Below are 14,885 nucleotides of genomic sequence, written 5' to 3'. Positions count from 1 at the left end.
CGGACTGCCAAACCAAGTCGCCGGTATGCATGCCGGCGGCTTTTATTAATGGCGAAGGAGGCGAACATGCTGCGAATTGTAATGATGGGAACCGGCCCTTTCGCCGTGCCAAGCTTCCGCCGTCTGCTCGACAGCGAGCATGAAGTGCTCGCCCTGCTGACCCAACCGCCGCGCGTCTTACGGGGCAATCGCCAGGCGCCTCCCAGCCCGATGCGGGCCGTCGCTGAAGAGGCGAATCTGCCGGTCCATTGGCCCGAAAGCGTCAATACGCCCGAAGCGCACGAAATTTTGAAAGGCTATGACGCCGACCTGTTCGTCGTCTGCGACTATGGCCAGATCTTGTCGGCCGAGTCGCTCTCGCTCGCCAAACTGGGCGGCATCAATCTGCATGGTTCGTTGTTACCGAAGTACCGCGGCGCCGCGCCGGTCAATTGGGCGATGTACAACGGCGATCCCGAGACCGGCGTTACCGTCATCCACATGACGCCGAAACTGGATGGCGGACCGATCCTGGCCATCGCCAAAACGCCGATCGACGCGGATGAAGACGCCGTTGAGTTGGAAGAGCGACTTTCGCAGCTGGGCGTTGATCCGGTGATCGATTCAATCGCTCTGCTCGAAGAGAATGGCATTAACCCGCCCGGCGAATTGCAAGACGCGGCGCAGGTCACCAAAGCGCGGCGGCTCCGCAAAGAAGATGGCGACTTGCCGTGGGCCCGGACCGCCGCCGAGATCTACAACCAACATCGCGCGTTTCAGCCGTGGCCGGGCACCTTCACCCATTGGCTGCGAGAAGGCGCCAAACCGCTCCGTTTGATCGTCAAACGGATGACGCCGGTCGCCAGCGACGCGCATGTCGCGCCGGGACAAATCGCCTCGGTCCAGGACGGCCGCCTGATCGTAGCGACCAAGTCGGGGCAAATTGCGCTCGAAGAGGTTCAACCGGCCGGCAAGCGAGTGATGCAGGCGGCCGAGTTCTTGAATGGCTACGGCATCCGGCCGGGACAAAGCTTCGGTTCATTTGAACCTCTGCTCGGCGGTGACGCCGCGCCGCCGGCTACCCCTGGCAACCGATCGTAATCTTGCCGAACTGCGTTGAGTGACGCATTTTCTCGATCGCGTCGTTGATCGCTGACAGCGGTAAGGTCTCGTCGACAACTGGCTTGATCTGATGTTGATCAACCAAGTCGAGCATCGCCGCAAAATCGTCAGGCGTTCCCATCGTCGAACCGATCAGGTGCAGCTGCTTCCAGAAGACCTTGAACAGGTCGAGCTTCGGCGGAGGCCCCGCCGTCGAACCATAGTTGACGATCCGCCCGCCGGGCGCCGCCAGGTCAAGCAACGCGCCGTATCCCGATCCGCCGGCGCTGTCGATGATCAGATCGACCGGACCAAACTGGTTATTCGCCTCGCCAACCCAATCGGTGGCGTTGTAGTCGTAGCCAAACTTGGCGCCATAACCAAGCGCAGCGTCGATCTTCTCCTGAGACGAAGAAGTGACGATCACCTCGGCCCCGGCCGCAACGGCAAACTGCAGAGCGAACGTCGCGACGCCGCCTCCGATGCCGCTGACGAGAACTTTCTCGCCTGACTGCAGCTTCCCTTGCGTGAACAGGGCCCGGTAAGCGGTCAGCCCGGCCAGCGGCAAGGCCGCCGCTTCGACCATGCTAAGGTGACTCGGCTTTTTGTGCAGGTACTCGACCGGAACGACGATCTCGGTCGCGAAGGTCCCATCGATCGGCATCCCCAAGATCTTGAAGGCCGAGCTTTGAGCGCGAGGATTGTTGCCCCAATTCCAGCCAGGATTGATGATCACTTCCTGATTGAGCCACTTCTCGCCCGCGGGACTTCCGGCTTTGCTCACCACGCCACAGCCGTCAGAGCCCAAGATGGTCGGAAACTCGATCCCGGGGTACATCCCTTGCATGATCCAAAAGTCGCGGCGGTTGAGGGCCGCCGCCTGTAACTGGACGACCACGCTGTCGCCGCTGGGCTCAAGATCGGCACGTTCTTCCAGCGACAGGGGGGCATCGGCTTGTGTTAGTACGGCAGCTTTCACGGGGTGAACTCCCATCCAAATATCAAACGACCCGGAATTGCCCGGGCCCGCAAAGTCGCCACAATCGACCAGGTCAAGGTGACCCCATTCTTGCGGCGACGGGAGCCAAGGAAATGCGATTGCCCGCAACGCGCATTCGATCTTGACTCTCTCACTACTAGTGTTGTAGTACCGCCCTTTAGATGCTAGTTTTTGCGGGAAATTCCACGCGATATCGAATGGCGGGCAAATTCCCGATTTTTTTCCGGAAAGCAGGAATAAGCACGCTGCGACGTAACGAATGGTTTCCTTAGTAGATCACACGGCACGCCTAACTGCCTGTTGAAAAATCCCCTCGTGGCATTTTCCAACCTCGCCAGGCTCAGAGCATCGCTCTTCGCGGCTCCCAAAATAACGACTTCCGTCGCTATTTTTGGGATCGCATCCCTGCGATCCAGCAGCCCGTTGAGAAAATCAACGGACTGCTAATCCAAGGCAAAGCCGGTTTTCCATAAGCCAACGAAGCGCGACGGTCGAAAATGTCATCTCTCGGGATGCTTTTCGACCGTCTCTTTTTCTTGTCGCTTCGCCAAGGGGCCCATCCGAACCCCTCTAGGCAACCGCCTGTCTTATTCTGAGACGATCCGGCAACAAACGGGTCGCCGACAGCGTCACCTCGCCCGGCACGCCGCGCTGCGGTACAATCCTCGGTTCGACTTTGCCCTAACTCTCGTCAGGAAAACGACTTCAACGGTTCTTCCATGACTGCGCGACGAATTCTCGTAACTTCCGCACTTCCGTACGCCAACGGTCCGATCCATATCGGTCACTTGGTCGAGTACATCCAGACCGACATCTGGGTCCGCTTCCAGCGGCTCCGAGGCGCCGACTGCCGCTACTTCTGCGCAGACGACACCCACGGCACCGCGATCATGATCAGCGCCAAACGGAACGGCGTGACCGAGGAAGAGTTCATCGCCAAGATGAGTACCGAACACCAGGCCGACTTCGCCGGGTTCGACATTGCGTTTGACAACTATGGCTCGACCAACAGCGACGAGAATCGGGAACTGTGCGCCGAGTTCTGGAAGTCGCTGCGCGACGCTGACCTGGTCGTCGAGAAAGAAATTCAGCAGCTCTACGATCCCGAAGCGGAGACCTTTCTAGCGGATCGATTCGTTCGCGGCACTTGTCCCAAATGTGGTAAGACAAATCAGCCGGGCGACAGCTGCGAGTGCGGGCACACGTACACGCCGGTCGACCTGATCGATCCGGTCAGCGTATTGTCAGGAGCGACGCCTGAACTGCGCAGTGCGACGCACCTGTTTGTGGCGCTTGAGCAGCTGCACCCATTTCTCGACGAGTGGTCGCAAAGCGGCGAGCATCTGCAGACCGAAGTCGCCAACTACCTGAAGGGACACTTCCTTCACGAAGAGCTCCGTGACTGGGACATCTCGCGTCCCGGACCTTACTTCGGTTTTGAGATCCCCGACAGTCCCGGCAACTACTGGTACGTCTGGTTCGACGCGCCGATCGGCTATATTGCTTCGACCTGGGAGTGGTGCAAGCGGAACGGCGAGTCGCTCGACAAATGGTGGAAAGATCCCGAGACCGAGATCCACCACTTCATCGGCAAAGACATCACCTATTTTCACACGCTCTTCTGGCCCGGCATGCTGAAGACGGCTGGCTTTAACCTGCCGACCAAGGTGCACATCCACGGCTTTTTGACCGTCGGCGGCGAGAAGATGTCGAAGAGCAAGGGAACGTTCGTCAAAGCGGCGAAGTACCTGGAGCATCTCGACCCGGCCTACATTCGCTATTACTACGCGACCAAGCTCGGCCCGCGTTTGGACGATCTCGATCTGAACGTCGAAGAGTTCGCCGAGAAGATCGACAGCGACCTGGTCGGCAAGGTGGTCAACATCGCCAGCCGTTGTGCGAAGTTCGTGCAGCAGACCGGGCTCTCCGAAACTTATCCGGATGATGGAGGACTGTTTGAGCACGCCGCCAAGGCGGGCGAAGAGATCGCCGCAGCGTACGAAGCGTGCGACTACAACCGGGCGATGCGTTTGATTCTGGAACTGGCCGACCGCGCCAATCCCTTCATCGAAGGGAACAAGCCATGGGAACTGCGGAAAGATCCGGCCAACGCCCAGACGCTGCAAGACGTCTGCACGGTTGGGATCAATCTCTTCCGCCAGATCATCGTCTACTTGTCGCCGGTGCTGCCGAAGTTGGCGAGCCAAGTCGGCGAGTTGCTCAACGACCCGATCACGTCGTGGGAGCAGTCGCAAACGCCGCTAACCGGAACGGCGATCAACAAATTCGAACACTTGATGAAACGAGTCGATACAAAACGAGTTTTAGCCATGATTGACGAAAGCAAAGAAGAATCGGTCGAGTCGGGCCCGAGCCCGGCCGACGAAGTCGCCGCCAAGTACAACGACAGCGCCGATGTGCTGGCCGCCGAACCGCTGGCCGAAGAGTGCACGATCGACGACTTCATGAAGGTCGACCTCCGCGTCGCCCGCGTGCTGCATGCCGAAGAAGTCAAGGAAGCCCGCAAGCTGCTGAAGCTGACCTTGAGCCTGGGCGGGGACGAACGTCGCCAGGTGTTCGCCGGCATCAAAGCGGCCTACAAGCCGGAAGAGCTGATCGGCCGCCTGGTGGTGATGGTCGCGAACCTGAAGCCACGGCAGATGAAGTTCGGCCTGTCGGAAGGAATGGTCGCCGCCGCCGGAGAAGGGGGCGCCGAAGTCTTCGTCCTGACCGCCGACGAAGGCGCCAAGCCAGGCCACCGGGTTCATTAAGCGAACTTCGAAATTCGTGCGAAAAAACGAAGCGACGCTGACGGTTATTCCGCAGCGTCGTTTTTTTATTGGGGGTTAGCCGCAGGAGGCATCAAAGCCAAGCGTGTGGAGTTCTGCCAACCGCTCCGGTATTGCAGCTTCCAATTTACGATCGAGCCGCGGAGCGATGCCTCCTGCCGACTTCGTCGGCCCCGATAGCAAGAGCTATCGCGGCTAGCCATCCTAACTGCCTGTTGAAAAATGCCCTCGTGGTATTTTCCAACCTCGCCAGGCTCAGAGCATAGCTCTTCGCGGCTCGCAAAATAACGACTTACGTCGCTATTTTGGGATCGCATCCCTGCGATCCGGCAGCCCGTTGAGAAGATCAACGGACTGCTAAGCGCCTTACAGCACGCCCAGTTCCCCGTATAACCCTTCGATCGTCTCCGCATCGATCTGCGGCAAGTGCTGGACGGCGCCGGCGGTCAGACTGAGATTGAGCAGTTGCGAGACGCGACGCGGGGTTCCTTCGGAGAGCGCGTGGATCCGGGCGATTGCGGCCTGATCGACTTCCGGAAAGTCGTCCTGCTCAAGCATCGTCGACTCGACAAAGTCTTGCGTCTCTTCCGCCGTCCAAGGCTCGAGATCAACCCGCAGCTCGCACAGCTCGAGAATGCGGCGATCGATGTTGCGGAGCGAACCTTCCTGCGCCGCTAGCACCACCATCAGCTTCGCGCCTTCTTCGGTGGGGGCTCGCAGCAGCTGGAGCACGACGTTGGCGGCGTCCATCGTCATTTCGTCGGCGTTGTCCAACAGCAGAATCGCCGGGCGACGTTCGGCCGCCAGGACGGCCAGTTGATCGGCCAGGGCCATCATTGGGTATTGTCCCGGCTTCAGCCGACCTCCCCACGCTTCGACCAGCATCGCGCCCAGGTCGTAGGCGGCCAGTCCAGTCGCCGCGATTTGGGCGACGGCGACGTGCCGCTTCTCCAGCTGAGCGCCATAGTGCGACAGCAACGTCGACTTGCCGACCCCGGACGGTCCAATCACCACCGCGCAGCGGCGACTAGATTGCCAGACGTAGTCGAGCCGCGCCCAGGCTTCGGCAAACGGCGCGCTACGAAGCAGTTGCTCGTCGCTCAGGTGGTTTGTAGGAAAGTCGTGCTGCGACATGTGCGCTCAACGCAACGGAGGGTATTCGTCCACCTTCGTTATTCGGTAAAATCGGCAGGCGCCCTAAAGCCATTCTCCCAACCAATTCGAGCTAGCACATCGCCGAATGTCGCACCGATTCTTCCTAGACGCCCCAATTACTAGCGAAACCGTTGAAATCGACGGCGCCGAAGCCCATCATCTCTTGCATGTGATGCGGGCAAAAGTTGGCGATAGCGTGACTCTGTTTGATGATAGCGGCGCTCAGTTCGCCGCCGAGATCATCGCCGTCAGCCGCAAATCCGCAACCGCCAAGGTGCTGGAGCGGCAGGAGGTGAGTCGCGAACTGCCGATCACCCTCACCATCGCCGCCGCGCTCCCCAAAGGAGATCGCCAGCGGTGGCTGGTCGAGAAATGCGTCGAGTTGGGCGTCACCGATCTCGTGCCGCTCGAAACCGAGCGAAGCGTTTCGCTGAAGAAGGAAAAGTCGCTCGACAAACTGCGAGGGTATGTGATCGACGCTAGCAAGCAATGCGAACGAAACCGCCTAATGCGGATCGTCGATTCAACTTCGCTGGCGGCACTGTACGAGGCGGCCCCGGCCGACGCCCTGCGACTGATCGCCGATCCAGTCGCCACACTTGGCGTTAGCGAGATTCTGCCGAGCGAGCCGACCAACGTGATCATCGCGGTTGGGCCTGAAGGCGGCTTCTCGCCTGCCGAATACGAAACGGCGATCGCGGCCGGTTGGCGGGGGTTTCGCCTCGGGAAGCGGATCCTGCGGATCGAGACCGCCGCGCTGGCGGCGGCGGCGGCGGTGGCGGCCGCGTACGATCGGCTAGACGCCGATCCGGCCTAGCGCCAGATGCAGGAAGTGCCGCGAAGGGAGTTTCTCTGCCGGCGGTGATAGCATCGCAGCGGACCGGGCCTTGGGCGACGGCTTGGTCGGTTGCTGGCGCAGCACGTCGACGTACTGTCGCGTCGCTTCAATGCCGCACGACAGCCCCATTTTCCGCTTCAGACGATAAAAATCGATGGCGTGGCGATCCAAACCTGGCTCCCCAAGGGTTTGCTGACGCTCGATCCCGATATCGAGCGACGCAATGTTTGGTATCGTCCCGCCGCAGCGGGACGAATGAGCAAAACGATCGCGCGGCGGTTTACCCCTGATAGATCTCCCTTGCCGCTACCGGGCGGGGGCCAAATAGGGAGGCTGCTGCTGCACGCCGCTGCCAGCAACAATCTTTTCGTAGGTCGCCAGATCGAACTTATCGGCCGTCAGAACCACGTTATCGGTCTGCTCGACCGTCTCCGGCTTGGTGCTGTTGTATCGCAGCGGGGGCGTCGCCGCGTCACGGCAAACCAACACATTGTTGCGGACGAACATCTGCTCCGCCTTGTGAAAGCGAAGCGGCGAGCGAGCGATGTTGTAGATCAAGTTGCCGGCGATCGTGATCTGATCGCTCCCTTCGTCCAGGAACATCCCGTTCGATTCGGCCCGGCCGGCGTTCAGCGGAATGTCATGAATATGATTGCCGGCCAGCCGCGTCCCTGGTTGACGGCCAAGCGTGTAGATGCCGCCCCCATCGCTGAGCCGCTGCATCACATGATGAATGTGATTCGCTTCGACCACGTTCTTTTCGACCGGGGTCGGCGACGGATTCCATAGCCAACCAACCGAAACGCCGGAGTAGGGAGTGTCGGTGATTTCGTTGTGCGTGATCTGAGTCTCGGCGGCGAAGGCGACCCAAACGCCGATCGAACCGAAGAACTGTCGCCCGGTTCGCCGTACGACGCAGTTGGTCACCTTGTTGCCGCGGGCAATTTGCTCTGGCGCTGCATCGGACCAACCTTGGCCATCGACCCGCCGCGTCCGATCTTCGCCGACATTAATGCCGTTGCCGCTCACGTCTTCGACCAGACACCGCTCCACGCAGCAGTTCTTGGTGCGCGAGCCGAGCCAAACGCCGGAGCAGCCGATATTGGCGATCCGCCCATCCACGATCCCGCAGTCCTCCGCCAACTCAAACAAGATCGCCGCCGGCATGATCAGGCGCGCCCCAGATCGAATCGCCGGATCGCGGGGCTCATGCATGGTCGCTTGCGAAGAAGCGTAACCTTGCGGAGGTAGCGTCCAGGCACAGTGTTGGAATTCAATTCCGTGGAACTGCACGCCGCGAACCGGTTTCTCGTCCACTCCCCGCACAACCAGCAGTTGCTCTGCCGCCGGCGCGTAGAAGTTGGTGTTCTCCAGCGTCTGACCTTCGCGCGGCAAGTAAGTGAGCGTGCCCGACGTTTCGTCCAGATACCATTCGCCAGCCGCGTCGAGTAGCGCCGCATGGTTCTCAAGGTAGTACCGCGGGTGCTTTTCAAAGTGGTCGATCGCATAATGCTTGGCCGACGGACCGATTGAGAATTTTGTTTTCAGCGTGTGGGTTGATTCATCGACCGACGCGATATCGATCCGCGACATCGACCAGTCGTGCAAGAAGACAAGTTCGGCGCCAACCGCTTCCGCCGGCACGTCGCCCGGCTTTACGGTGAATCCGCTGCGGCGATCGGGCAGCGACTGCTCGATCCGCAGGTAGCCATCGTTCGGATGCCGGGCTCGCATCGCTGGGGCGGCGTTGACGAACAACTCGCGAAACCGCCAATCGCCGCTCTTCACTTCCGGAATCTGCGTCGTCCAAGCGCCATTGTCGGCGACTTTCCAACCGGTGATTTCCCGCCCACCGCTGATGCAGGGCCGGGCGCCTTGGGCCGCCCGAAATGTAATCGCAGCGCCCTGCGGTTGGTGCTGCGGACCAATCTCGATCGCCTGGGTCACAGGATAGACGCCGTCGTGCAGGATCACGTCGATTTCGCCGGCATCTTGCGACTTGGCCAGCTTGTCGAGCACTGCGGAAAAAGTCTTGAGCGGCGCCTCCTTCGTGCCGGCAGCGTTGTCGTCCCCTTGGGGCGAAAGATGGATCTCAGCGGCGGAAAGGAGAAGTGGCGCCGAAATGACGCAAATCAGCGATAGGAGCTGTCGCATGGTATGATTTCTGGGGTAGGCGGGGAATGTCTGGCGGGGGACTCCATTCTACCACACCGCTGCGGGACGCCAAATCGTTGAACAACGAAGCCGCGTTCTGTCGAGCCGACTATTTTCTAGTCGAGATCTGACATGACGGCAGACGATCCCAATGCGGCGCCCGCTTGGGTAAAAGCGCTGACTCTGACGGTCGGAGGCGCCTTGATCGGCGTGCTGATCATGTTAATTCAGCAACGGCTGTTTCCCGGACTAGCAATCACGCTGGTGATGATCGTGATTGGAGCGATCCTAGCGCTACCCAGCGTCTCGTCGACTCGCATCGGCAAGCTGTTCATCGCCACGACGATTGCCAGGAATGTGCCAGGCGCCGGGGAATCGGCCTACGATTGGGTCGACGAAACGGAGCCTGACGTCGTGGCTGACCCCATGATGGCGCGATTTGGAAAGTGGGTTTGCTGTCCCTGCAGTCATCCTCGACATTGGGTCGTCGTCTTGGGAGCGTTGGCCGGCGCGACGCTCTGCATTTCCCTCGCCGTGAATGACGTCTTCACCGTCCGCGCAGGCCAGCCAAGCGTGGTCTTACAAACCCAACGCGTCAGCGACACTCTCTATTGGGAAGCGGCCGCTTGGATCTTTGGCGGTATCGGTTGGGGCGCGGTTCTCGGAGGAATTGTCGCCTCGTCGCGCTATCGTCGACCGTTGCTTGTCGGCATCCCGGTGATCGCGATCATTTCTCTGCCCCCTTTTTCCGCAGTCGCGACGACTGGCAAGTCGCTAAGTTTGCTGTTTGGCGTTTGGATGGTGGTCGCAACGATTCCGATCGGCTTATTGCTGCTGGCGGTCGGCGGCCTTCATCATGCCATGGCGGAAGCGGCGCCAGAGAAACCGAAACGCCTGTTCGAGGATCGACCTCGCTAGATATAGAACATATCCTCAACCCTGCTCCCCGCCTTTTCCGCCATGTCGGCCAGGGTTGCCGATGAGAGAATCTCACGCTGGGCCGCGGCCGCTTCGCAGCAGAGGCTCTTCAGCGCCGCCGCGGCCGGGGTCGGCTTTTGCAGTGCGCCGCACGGCTGGTCGTTTTCCCCTTCGATCACGCGGTGGATATCATAGATCGAAATCTCACTCGGGTCACGAGCCAGACGATAACCGCCGGTCGAACCGCGGGTGCTTTGCACCATCCCGGCGCCTTTCAGCTGCAGCAGGATCTGCGTCAGAAAGTGATTGGGGATGCCATGCGTCGCCGCTAACTCACGAACGCGAACCGGATCGCCCGACTCGTAGAGCGACGCCAGCTCGATCATGGCGACGCATGCGTATTCGGTTTTGGCGGAGATGTTCAAGACACGATCGGCGGACCAGCCGCCGCTATTCGGTAGATTCGAGTTCGATTACTTGCTGTCGTCGTCCAGCGTATGCAGCCCGCATTCGGTCTTCGCGAAACCGCTCCAGCGACCGGCCCGTTCATCTTCGCCGGCGGCGACAGCGCGGGTGCAGGGCCAGCAGCCAATGCTGGTGTAGCCCTGATCATGCAGCGGGTTGTACGGAATATCGTGATCGGTGATCAACTTCCAGACCCACGACTTGGTAACGTTGGCCAGCGGATTGACCTTCACCAGGCCGAACTTTTTGTCCCAGCCGACGATTGGCGCCCGGGCGCGGTCTTCGCTTTGATCGCGGCGGATCGCACTGATCCAGGCATGTTTCCCTTCGGCGCCACGCTTCAGTACGGTGATCTTTCGATCGAGGCAGCACTGGGTCGGGTTTGTTTTGTAGAGGGGCAAGCCGCCGGTCTGGGCTTCGTACTCTTCGACCGACAGTTCCGGCTTCAGCAGTTCGACCTCGATCCCCAACTCTTTCGCGATGCGATCGCGCAGCTCCAGGGTCTCGCGGAACTGGTAACCGGTGTCGAGATTAAAGACCGGGGTCTCGGGGGCGATCTTCGAGAGCATGTAGAGGATCGTGCAACCTTCGGGACCGAAAGCGGTTCCCATGGTCAGCTTCGTCCCAAAGCGCTCGGCCGCCCAGGCAATAATTTCTTCCGGAGTCGCCGATTCCAGCTCCTCATTCTTGGCCGCAAATTCGGCCAGAAGCTCTTCGGTCGGCTCGAGTTTTCCGGATTCGGTTAACACTTGCGTCTTCATTGCCGGCTTCAAAATATCGGAAAGTCGTTTCTTTACAGTGGTTTGCGATGATTTGACGACTGATTTCGCCACGTCGTTACTCCAACTTCCGTGTTGAGTCTTTTCAAATCTAAACCATGTTGACCAACTTAGTCAACAATCTCTCCGATGCCAATTCAGTTCATCGGTTACAGACCGGGCAGAACTTCAGGTTGGGATGATTTTGTCGATTTTGGGCCGAGAACCCCTCTACAGAGCAGTCGGATGTAGGTTGAGTGCAGCGCAGCGTAACCCAACAATGCGCTTGCAAGCAGAAGGTGGGTTACGCAAGCGATTCCTGGCTTCTGAGCCAAGACAGCGAATTTCGCTTGCTGCACCCAAACCCTACATTATTGAAATGTACATGCCCTAGTTCGGCGACAGGTCGAGAGAGTCGACCATCGAGAGCAACGCGCTGGCGACGTGGGATTCTTCGTCGAACGCCAGATCGGCGCCCGAGGCGGTCAGCCGGCCGCGAGTTTCCAGATAGCGGCAGCGGGCCATGATGGTCGCTTTTTTGTTCAGCTTGCGGATCGAGCGGACAATCGTGACCGCCGCTTCGTCGCTGGGGACCGAGACCAGGACCAACTGCACCCGTTCGACCTCGGCCTGCTTCAGCGTCGTCATCTTGGTGGCGTCGCCGGTGACGGTGCGAAAACCGAGTTGCTCCAGCGGATAGGTGTTTACCGCGTTCATGTCGACAAAGCAGACGGCGACCCCGAGCATCTCAAACCGCGAAGCGACCTGCTTGGCGATCGGGCCGACCCCGATCACGACCGCCTCTTTCACATCGACCGGCGGCCGCTTCAGCTTTTTCACATGCTTGACCACCTCGGCCAGATGGTCGCCAACGGCGCGAATACCGTACTTAATCATCGCTGGCGTCAGCAGCAGCGTGGCGATCGCCAGCACCAGCATCTGGTTGTACTGGTCATCGTTGATCAGCTCGAGACGCATCCCTTCGGACAGGAGCAAAAAGCTCAATTCGCCCACCTGCGACAATCCCAGTCCAAAGCAGAAAGCGACTGGCCAACGTACGCCCACAGCCCGCAGCGCTAGTGCGCCGCCGACCGTCTTCAGCAGTAAAATCACCGGCAAGCCGATCAAAATCAGAGCTGGATCATGCATCGCTTCTGAGATATTCAGCAAACCGCCCAGCGAGATGAAAAAGACGGCCGCGAACGTTTCGCGAAACGGCAGGATCAATGCGTCGACTTGCTGCGTCAAACGATTGCCTGACAAAATCAGCCCAGCTGCAAAGGCGCCCAGCGCCGCCGGCAAACCAAGCTCATGCGCCAGAAAACACATTCCGCCCAAGACCGCCAGCGCGAACAGCACCAACAGTTCGCGACTCCGCAGTCGCTGTAACACCGGCACGCCAAAGCTGCGGACGATCGTGCCGGAGATCGGAATGATCGCCATGAACATCAGCGAATAGAGCCCCAGCTTCGCCAAGTCGAGCCCTGACTTGTCGCTCGCCCCGGCCAACAGCGGCACCATCAGCATCAGCGGCACGATCGCCATGTCTTGGAAAATCAGGACGCTGATCGACGAGACCCCGGCAACCGACGTCTGCACGCCTGACTCTTTGAGGGCCCGGAAGACGAGAACCGTCGAACTGAGGGCGATCGCCGATCCCAACAGAATCGCCGCTGACCAATCAAACCCCAGCGCCCGGATCAACAGCGCGGCCGGGACCGAAACCGCAAACAACTGAATCGGCCCCCCGATCAATAGGCGGAAGGCGAACTCCTGGACCTCATCGAGCGAGATTTCCATCCCGATCGAAAACAACAGGAACAGCGCCCCGATTTCGGCCAGGTGGGCCAGCACTTCGCTCTCGCTGGTGAACAGCCCCAACCCGCCGGTGCCGCAAATGGCGCCGATGATTAAATAGCCGACCAGCGACGAAATGTGAAACCGGCGGCAGAGGGCGCCCGAAATGGCCCCAGCCGTCAGAATCACAATCAGGTCGAGCACGACTTGCTCTAAGGTCGTCGGTTGCATGCATCCTCCCAGAGGTCTATCCGTCGCTAATGTAGCATCCAGTGCGGAAAAAAGCGGGGGGGCGTTGCACAGGCGCAAAGTCCGCGCGCTCCCTCGGCAGGCAAATTGCAGCCGCTTGGAATAGGCTTTAAACTGAGCCGCCAGAAGACTTAGCGCAAATCCCCCATGCAAAGCGAAGATTTCCGATGGCGACCAAAACCTATTTAGCGATCGACGTCGGCGCGTCGAGCGGCCGCGTTCTGGCTGGCGTTTTTGATGGCGAGCGGATTCGCCTGGAAGAGCTCCACCGATTTGAGAATGGGCCAACCCACGCTGCTGGCGGGATGTACTGGGACCTCCTCCTCCTTTGGAAAAACATCCAGGAGGGGCTGAAAAGCGCCAAAGCGAAATATGGCGACGACATCGTCAGTATGGGGGTCGATACCTGGGGCGTCGATTTCTCGTTCCTCGGAGACGACGGCGAACTGCTGGGCAACCCCCGCCATTACCGCGATCCACGGAACAAGAAAGCGTTTGACGAAGCGCTACAGATTGCGACCCGCGAAGAAATCTTCGCCGAGACCGGACTGCAATTCCTCGATTTCAACTCCCTTTATCAGCTTTACGCGATGCGGCAGGCTGATAGCTCGATCCTGGATGCGGCCACCGACTTTTTGATGATGCCCGATATTTTCCATTGGCTGCTGACGGGCGAAAAAGGGAACGAAGTGACCAACGTCACCACAACGCAGCTCTACAATCCGGTCACCAAGGGATGGTCGAAGAAGCTGATCGACAAGTTTCGCCTCCCCAGCGTCTTCAAAGAGATCCTGCCGACCGGGACCAACCTGGGCAAGCTGCGGGCCGAAGTCGCCGCCGCGACCGGCATTCGCACCGCCGAGGTCATTTTGCCGGGCACGCATGACACCGCCAGCGCGGTGGCCGCGGTCCCCGCCGCGCAATCGTCGGGCAAGACGCCCAACTGGTGCTATATCTCCAGCGGCACTTGGAGCTTGATGGGAGTCGAAACGACCCACCCGGTGATCAATGCCAAATGTGCGGAGTACAACTTCACCAACGAAGGGGGCGTCGGCGGTACGACCCGACTCTTGAAGAACATCGGCGGCCTCTGGCTGGTCCAGGAATGCCGCCGCATCTGGAAAGAAGCAGGCCACGAGTACAGCTGGTCGGAACTGGTTCGCATGTCAGAAGCGGCGACGCCGCTCGCTTCGCTGATCGATCCGGATCACGCCAGCTTTTCGGCCCCGGCCAATATGCCGCAGGCAATCCGCGACTTCTGCACCCGGACAGGCCAAACGCCGCCGCAGTCGGAAGGGGAAGTGATCCGCTGCGCCTTGGAGAGCCTGGCGATGCGCTACCGCCAAGTCCACACGTGGCTGCAAGAGCTGACCGGCGGCGAGATCAACACCATTCATATCGTCGGCGGCGGAGCGCAGAACGCGCTGCTCAGCCAGTTTGCGGCCGACTCGTGCAAGTGCCGAGTCGTCGCCGGACCGACCGAAGCGACCGCGGTCGGCAACCTGATGACGCAAGCGGTGGCGCTCGGCGATGTCGGCAGCTTGTGGGACAGCCGCGAGGTGGTCCGCAACAGCTTTTCGGTCGCGGAATATCAACCGCGCAACACGACCGCCTGGGACGAAGCGTACGGGCGATTCCTGAACCTACTTAACAAGTAACGCCGGTGGCCGCCGCAGCGGCCC

Annotated in this window: 12 protein-coding genes; 5 read left to right on the top strand and 7 right to left on the bottom strand. The window is 60.0% G+C overall.

Annotated elements, in window-relative coordinates:
• The first annotated feature begins 66 nt into the window (after nt 1-66).
• The gene (gene fmt, locus Enr8_RS13610) at nt 67-1,080 is read left to right on the top strand and encodes a methionyl-tRNA formyltransferase (protein WP_246120079.1); all 1,014 of its coding nucleotides are present in this window, start codon (nt 67-69) and stop codon (nt 1,078-1,080) included.
• Here fmt and Enr8_RS13605 read toward each other — a convergent pair.
• Nucleotides 1,058-2,059, bottom strand: coding sequence for a quinone oxidoreductase family protein (locus Enr8_RS13605; protein WP_146432378.1), 1,002 nt, complete (start codon nt 2,057-2,059; stop codon nt 1,058-1,060). The genes fmt and Enr8_RS13605 overlap by 23 nt on opposite strands.
• Nucleotides 2,060-2,799: 740 nt before the next feature.
• Here Enr8_RS13605 and metG point away from each other — a divergent pair.
• Nucleotides 2,800-4,851 carry a methionine--tRNA ligase gene (gene metG, locus Enr8_RS13600; protein WP_146432377.1) on the top strand — a complete coding sequence of 684 codons (2,052 nt, stop codon included), beginning with the start codon at nt 2,800-2,802 and terminating at the stop codon, nt 4,849-4,851.
• A gap of 384 nt (nt 4,852-5,235) precedes the next feature.
• Here the strand turns inward: metG and Enr8_RS13595 are convergent, their stop codons facing one another.
• Entirely contained in the window at nt 5,236-6,003 is a 768-nt protein-coding gene (locus Enr8_RS13595) for an ATP-binding protein (protein WP_146432376.1), read from the bottom strand.
• Nucleotides 6,004-6,109: 106 nt separating this feature from the next.
• Here Enr8_RS13595 and Enr8_RS13590 point away from each other — a divergent pair, with 106 nt between their 5' ends.
• Nucleotides 6,110-6,841, top strand: a complete 732-nt coding sequence (locus tag Enr8_RS13590) for a 16S rRNA (uracil(1498)-N(3))-methyltransferase (protein WP_146432375.1) — start codon at nt 6,110-6,112, stop codon at nt 6,839-6,841.
• On the opposite strand, the gene Enr8_RS13585 is transcribed toward Enr8_RS13590, so the two are convergent.
• Nucleotides 6,821-7,033 (bottom strand): hypothetical protein, encoded by a 213-nt coding sequence (locus tag Enr8_RS13585; protein ID WP_146432373.1) that lies wholly within the window; start codon nt 7,031-7,033, stop codon nt 6,821-6,823. The genes Enr8_RS13590 and Enr8_RS13585 overlap by 21 nt on opposite strands.
• Nucleotides 7,034-7,168: 135 nt before the next feature.
• Nucleotides 7,169-9,016 carry a right-handed parallel beta-helix repeat-containing protein gene (locus Enr8_RS13580; protein ID WP_146432372.1) on the bottom strand — a complete coding sequence of 616 codons (1,848 nt, stop codon included), beginning with the start codon at nt 9,014-9,016 and terminating at the stop codon, nt 7,169-7,171.
• A gap of 132 nt (nt 9,017-9,148) precedes the next feature.
• On the opposite strand from Enr8_RS13580, the gene Enr8_RS13575 reads away from it, so the two are divergent.
• Nucleotides 9,149-9,934: a hypothetical protein gene (locus Enr8_RS13575; RefSeq protein ID WP_146432370.1), complete on the top strand. Its 786-nt coding sequence runs from the start codon at nt 9,149-9,151 to the stop codon at nt 9,932-9,934.
• Here Enr8_RS13575 and Enr8_RS13570 read toward each other — a convergent pair.
• From Enr8_RS13570 to Enr8_RS13560, 3 genes are all read right to left on the bottom strand, one after another.
• Nucleotides 9,931-10,359: an RrF2 family transcriptional regulator gene (locus tag Enr8_RS13570; protein ID WP_146432369.1), complete on the bottom strand. Its 429-nt coding sequence runs from the start codon at nt 10,357-10,359 to the stop codon at nt 9,931-9,933. The two genes, Enr8_RS13575 and Enr8_RS13570, sit on opposite strands and share 4 nt — an antisense overlap.
• A 48-nt stretch (nt 10,360-10,407) precedes the next feature.
• On the bottom strand, nt 10,408-11,148 hold the full coding sequence (locus tag Enr8_RS13565; protein WP_246120078.1) for a phosphoadenylyl-sulfate reductase: 741 nt from the start codon (nt 11,146-11,148) through the stop codon (nt 10,408-10,410).
• Nucleotides 11,149-11,547: 399 nt separating this feature from the next.
• Nucleotides 11,548-13,185 (bottom strand): cation:proton antiporter, encoded by a 1,638-nt coding sequence (locus tag Enr8_RS13560; protein ID WP_146432367.1) that lies wholly within the window; start codon nt 13,183-13,185, stop codon nt 11,548-11,550.
• A gap of 185 nt (nt 13,186-13,370) precedes the next feature.
• Here Enr8_RS13560 and Enr8_RS13555 point away from each other — a divergent pair, with 185 nt between their 5' ends.
• Nucleotides 13,371-14,861 carry a rhamnulokinase gene (locus tag Enr8_RS13555; protein ID WP_146432364.1) on the top strand — a complete coding sequence of 497 codons (1,491 nt, stop codon included), beginning with the start codon at nt 13,371-13,373 and terminating at the stop codon, nt 14,859-14,861.
• Nucleotides 14,862-14,885 lie beyond the last annotated feature (24 nt).

The sequence above is a fragment of the Blastopirellula retiformator genome (genome assembly GCF_007859755.1).
GTDB lineage: Bacteria > Planctomycetota > Planctomycetia > Pirellulales > Pirellulaceae > Blastopirellula > Blastopirellula retiformator.
This window is presented reverse-complemented; position numbering and strand designations above follow the sequence as displayed.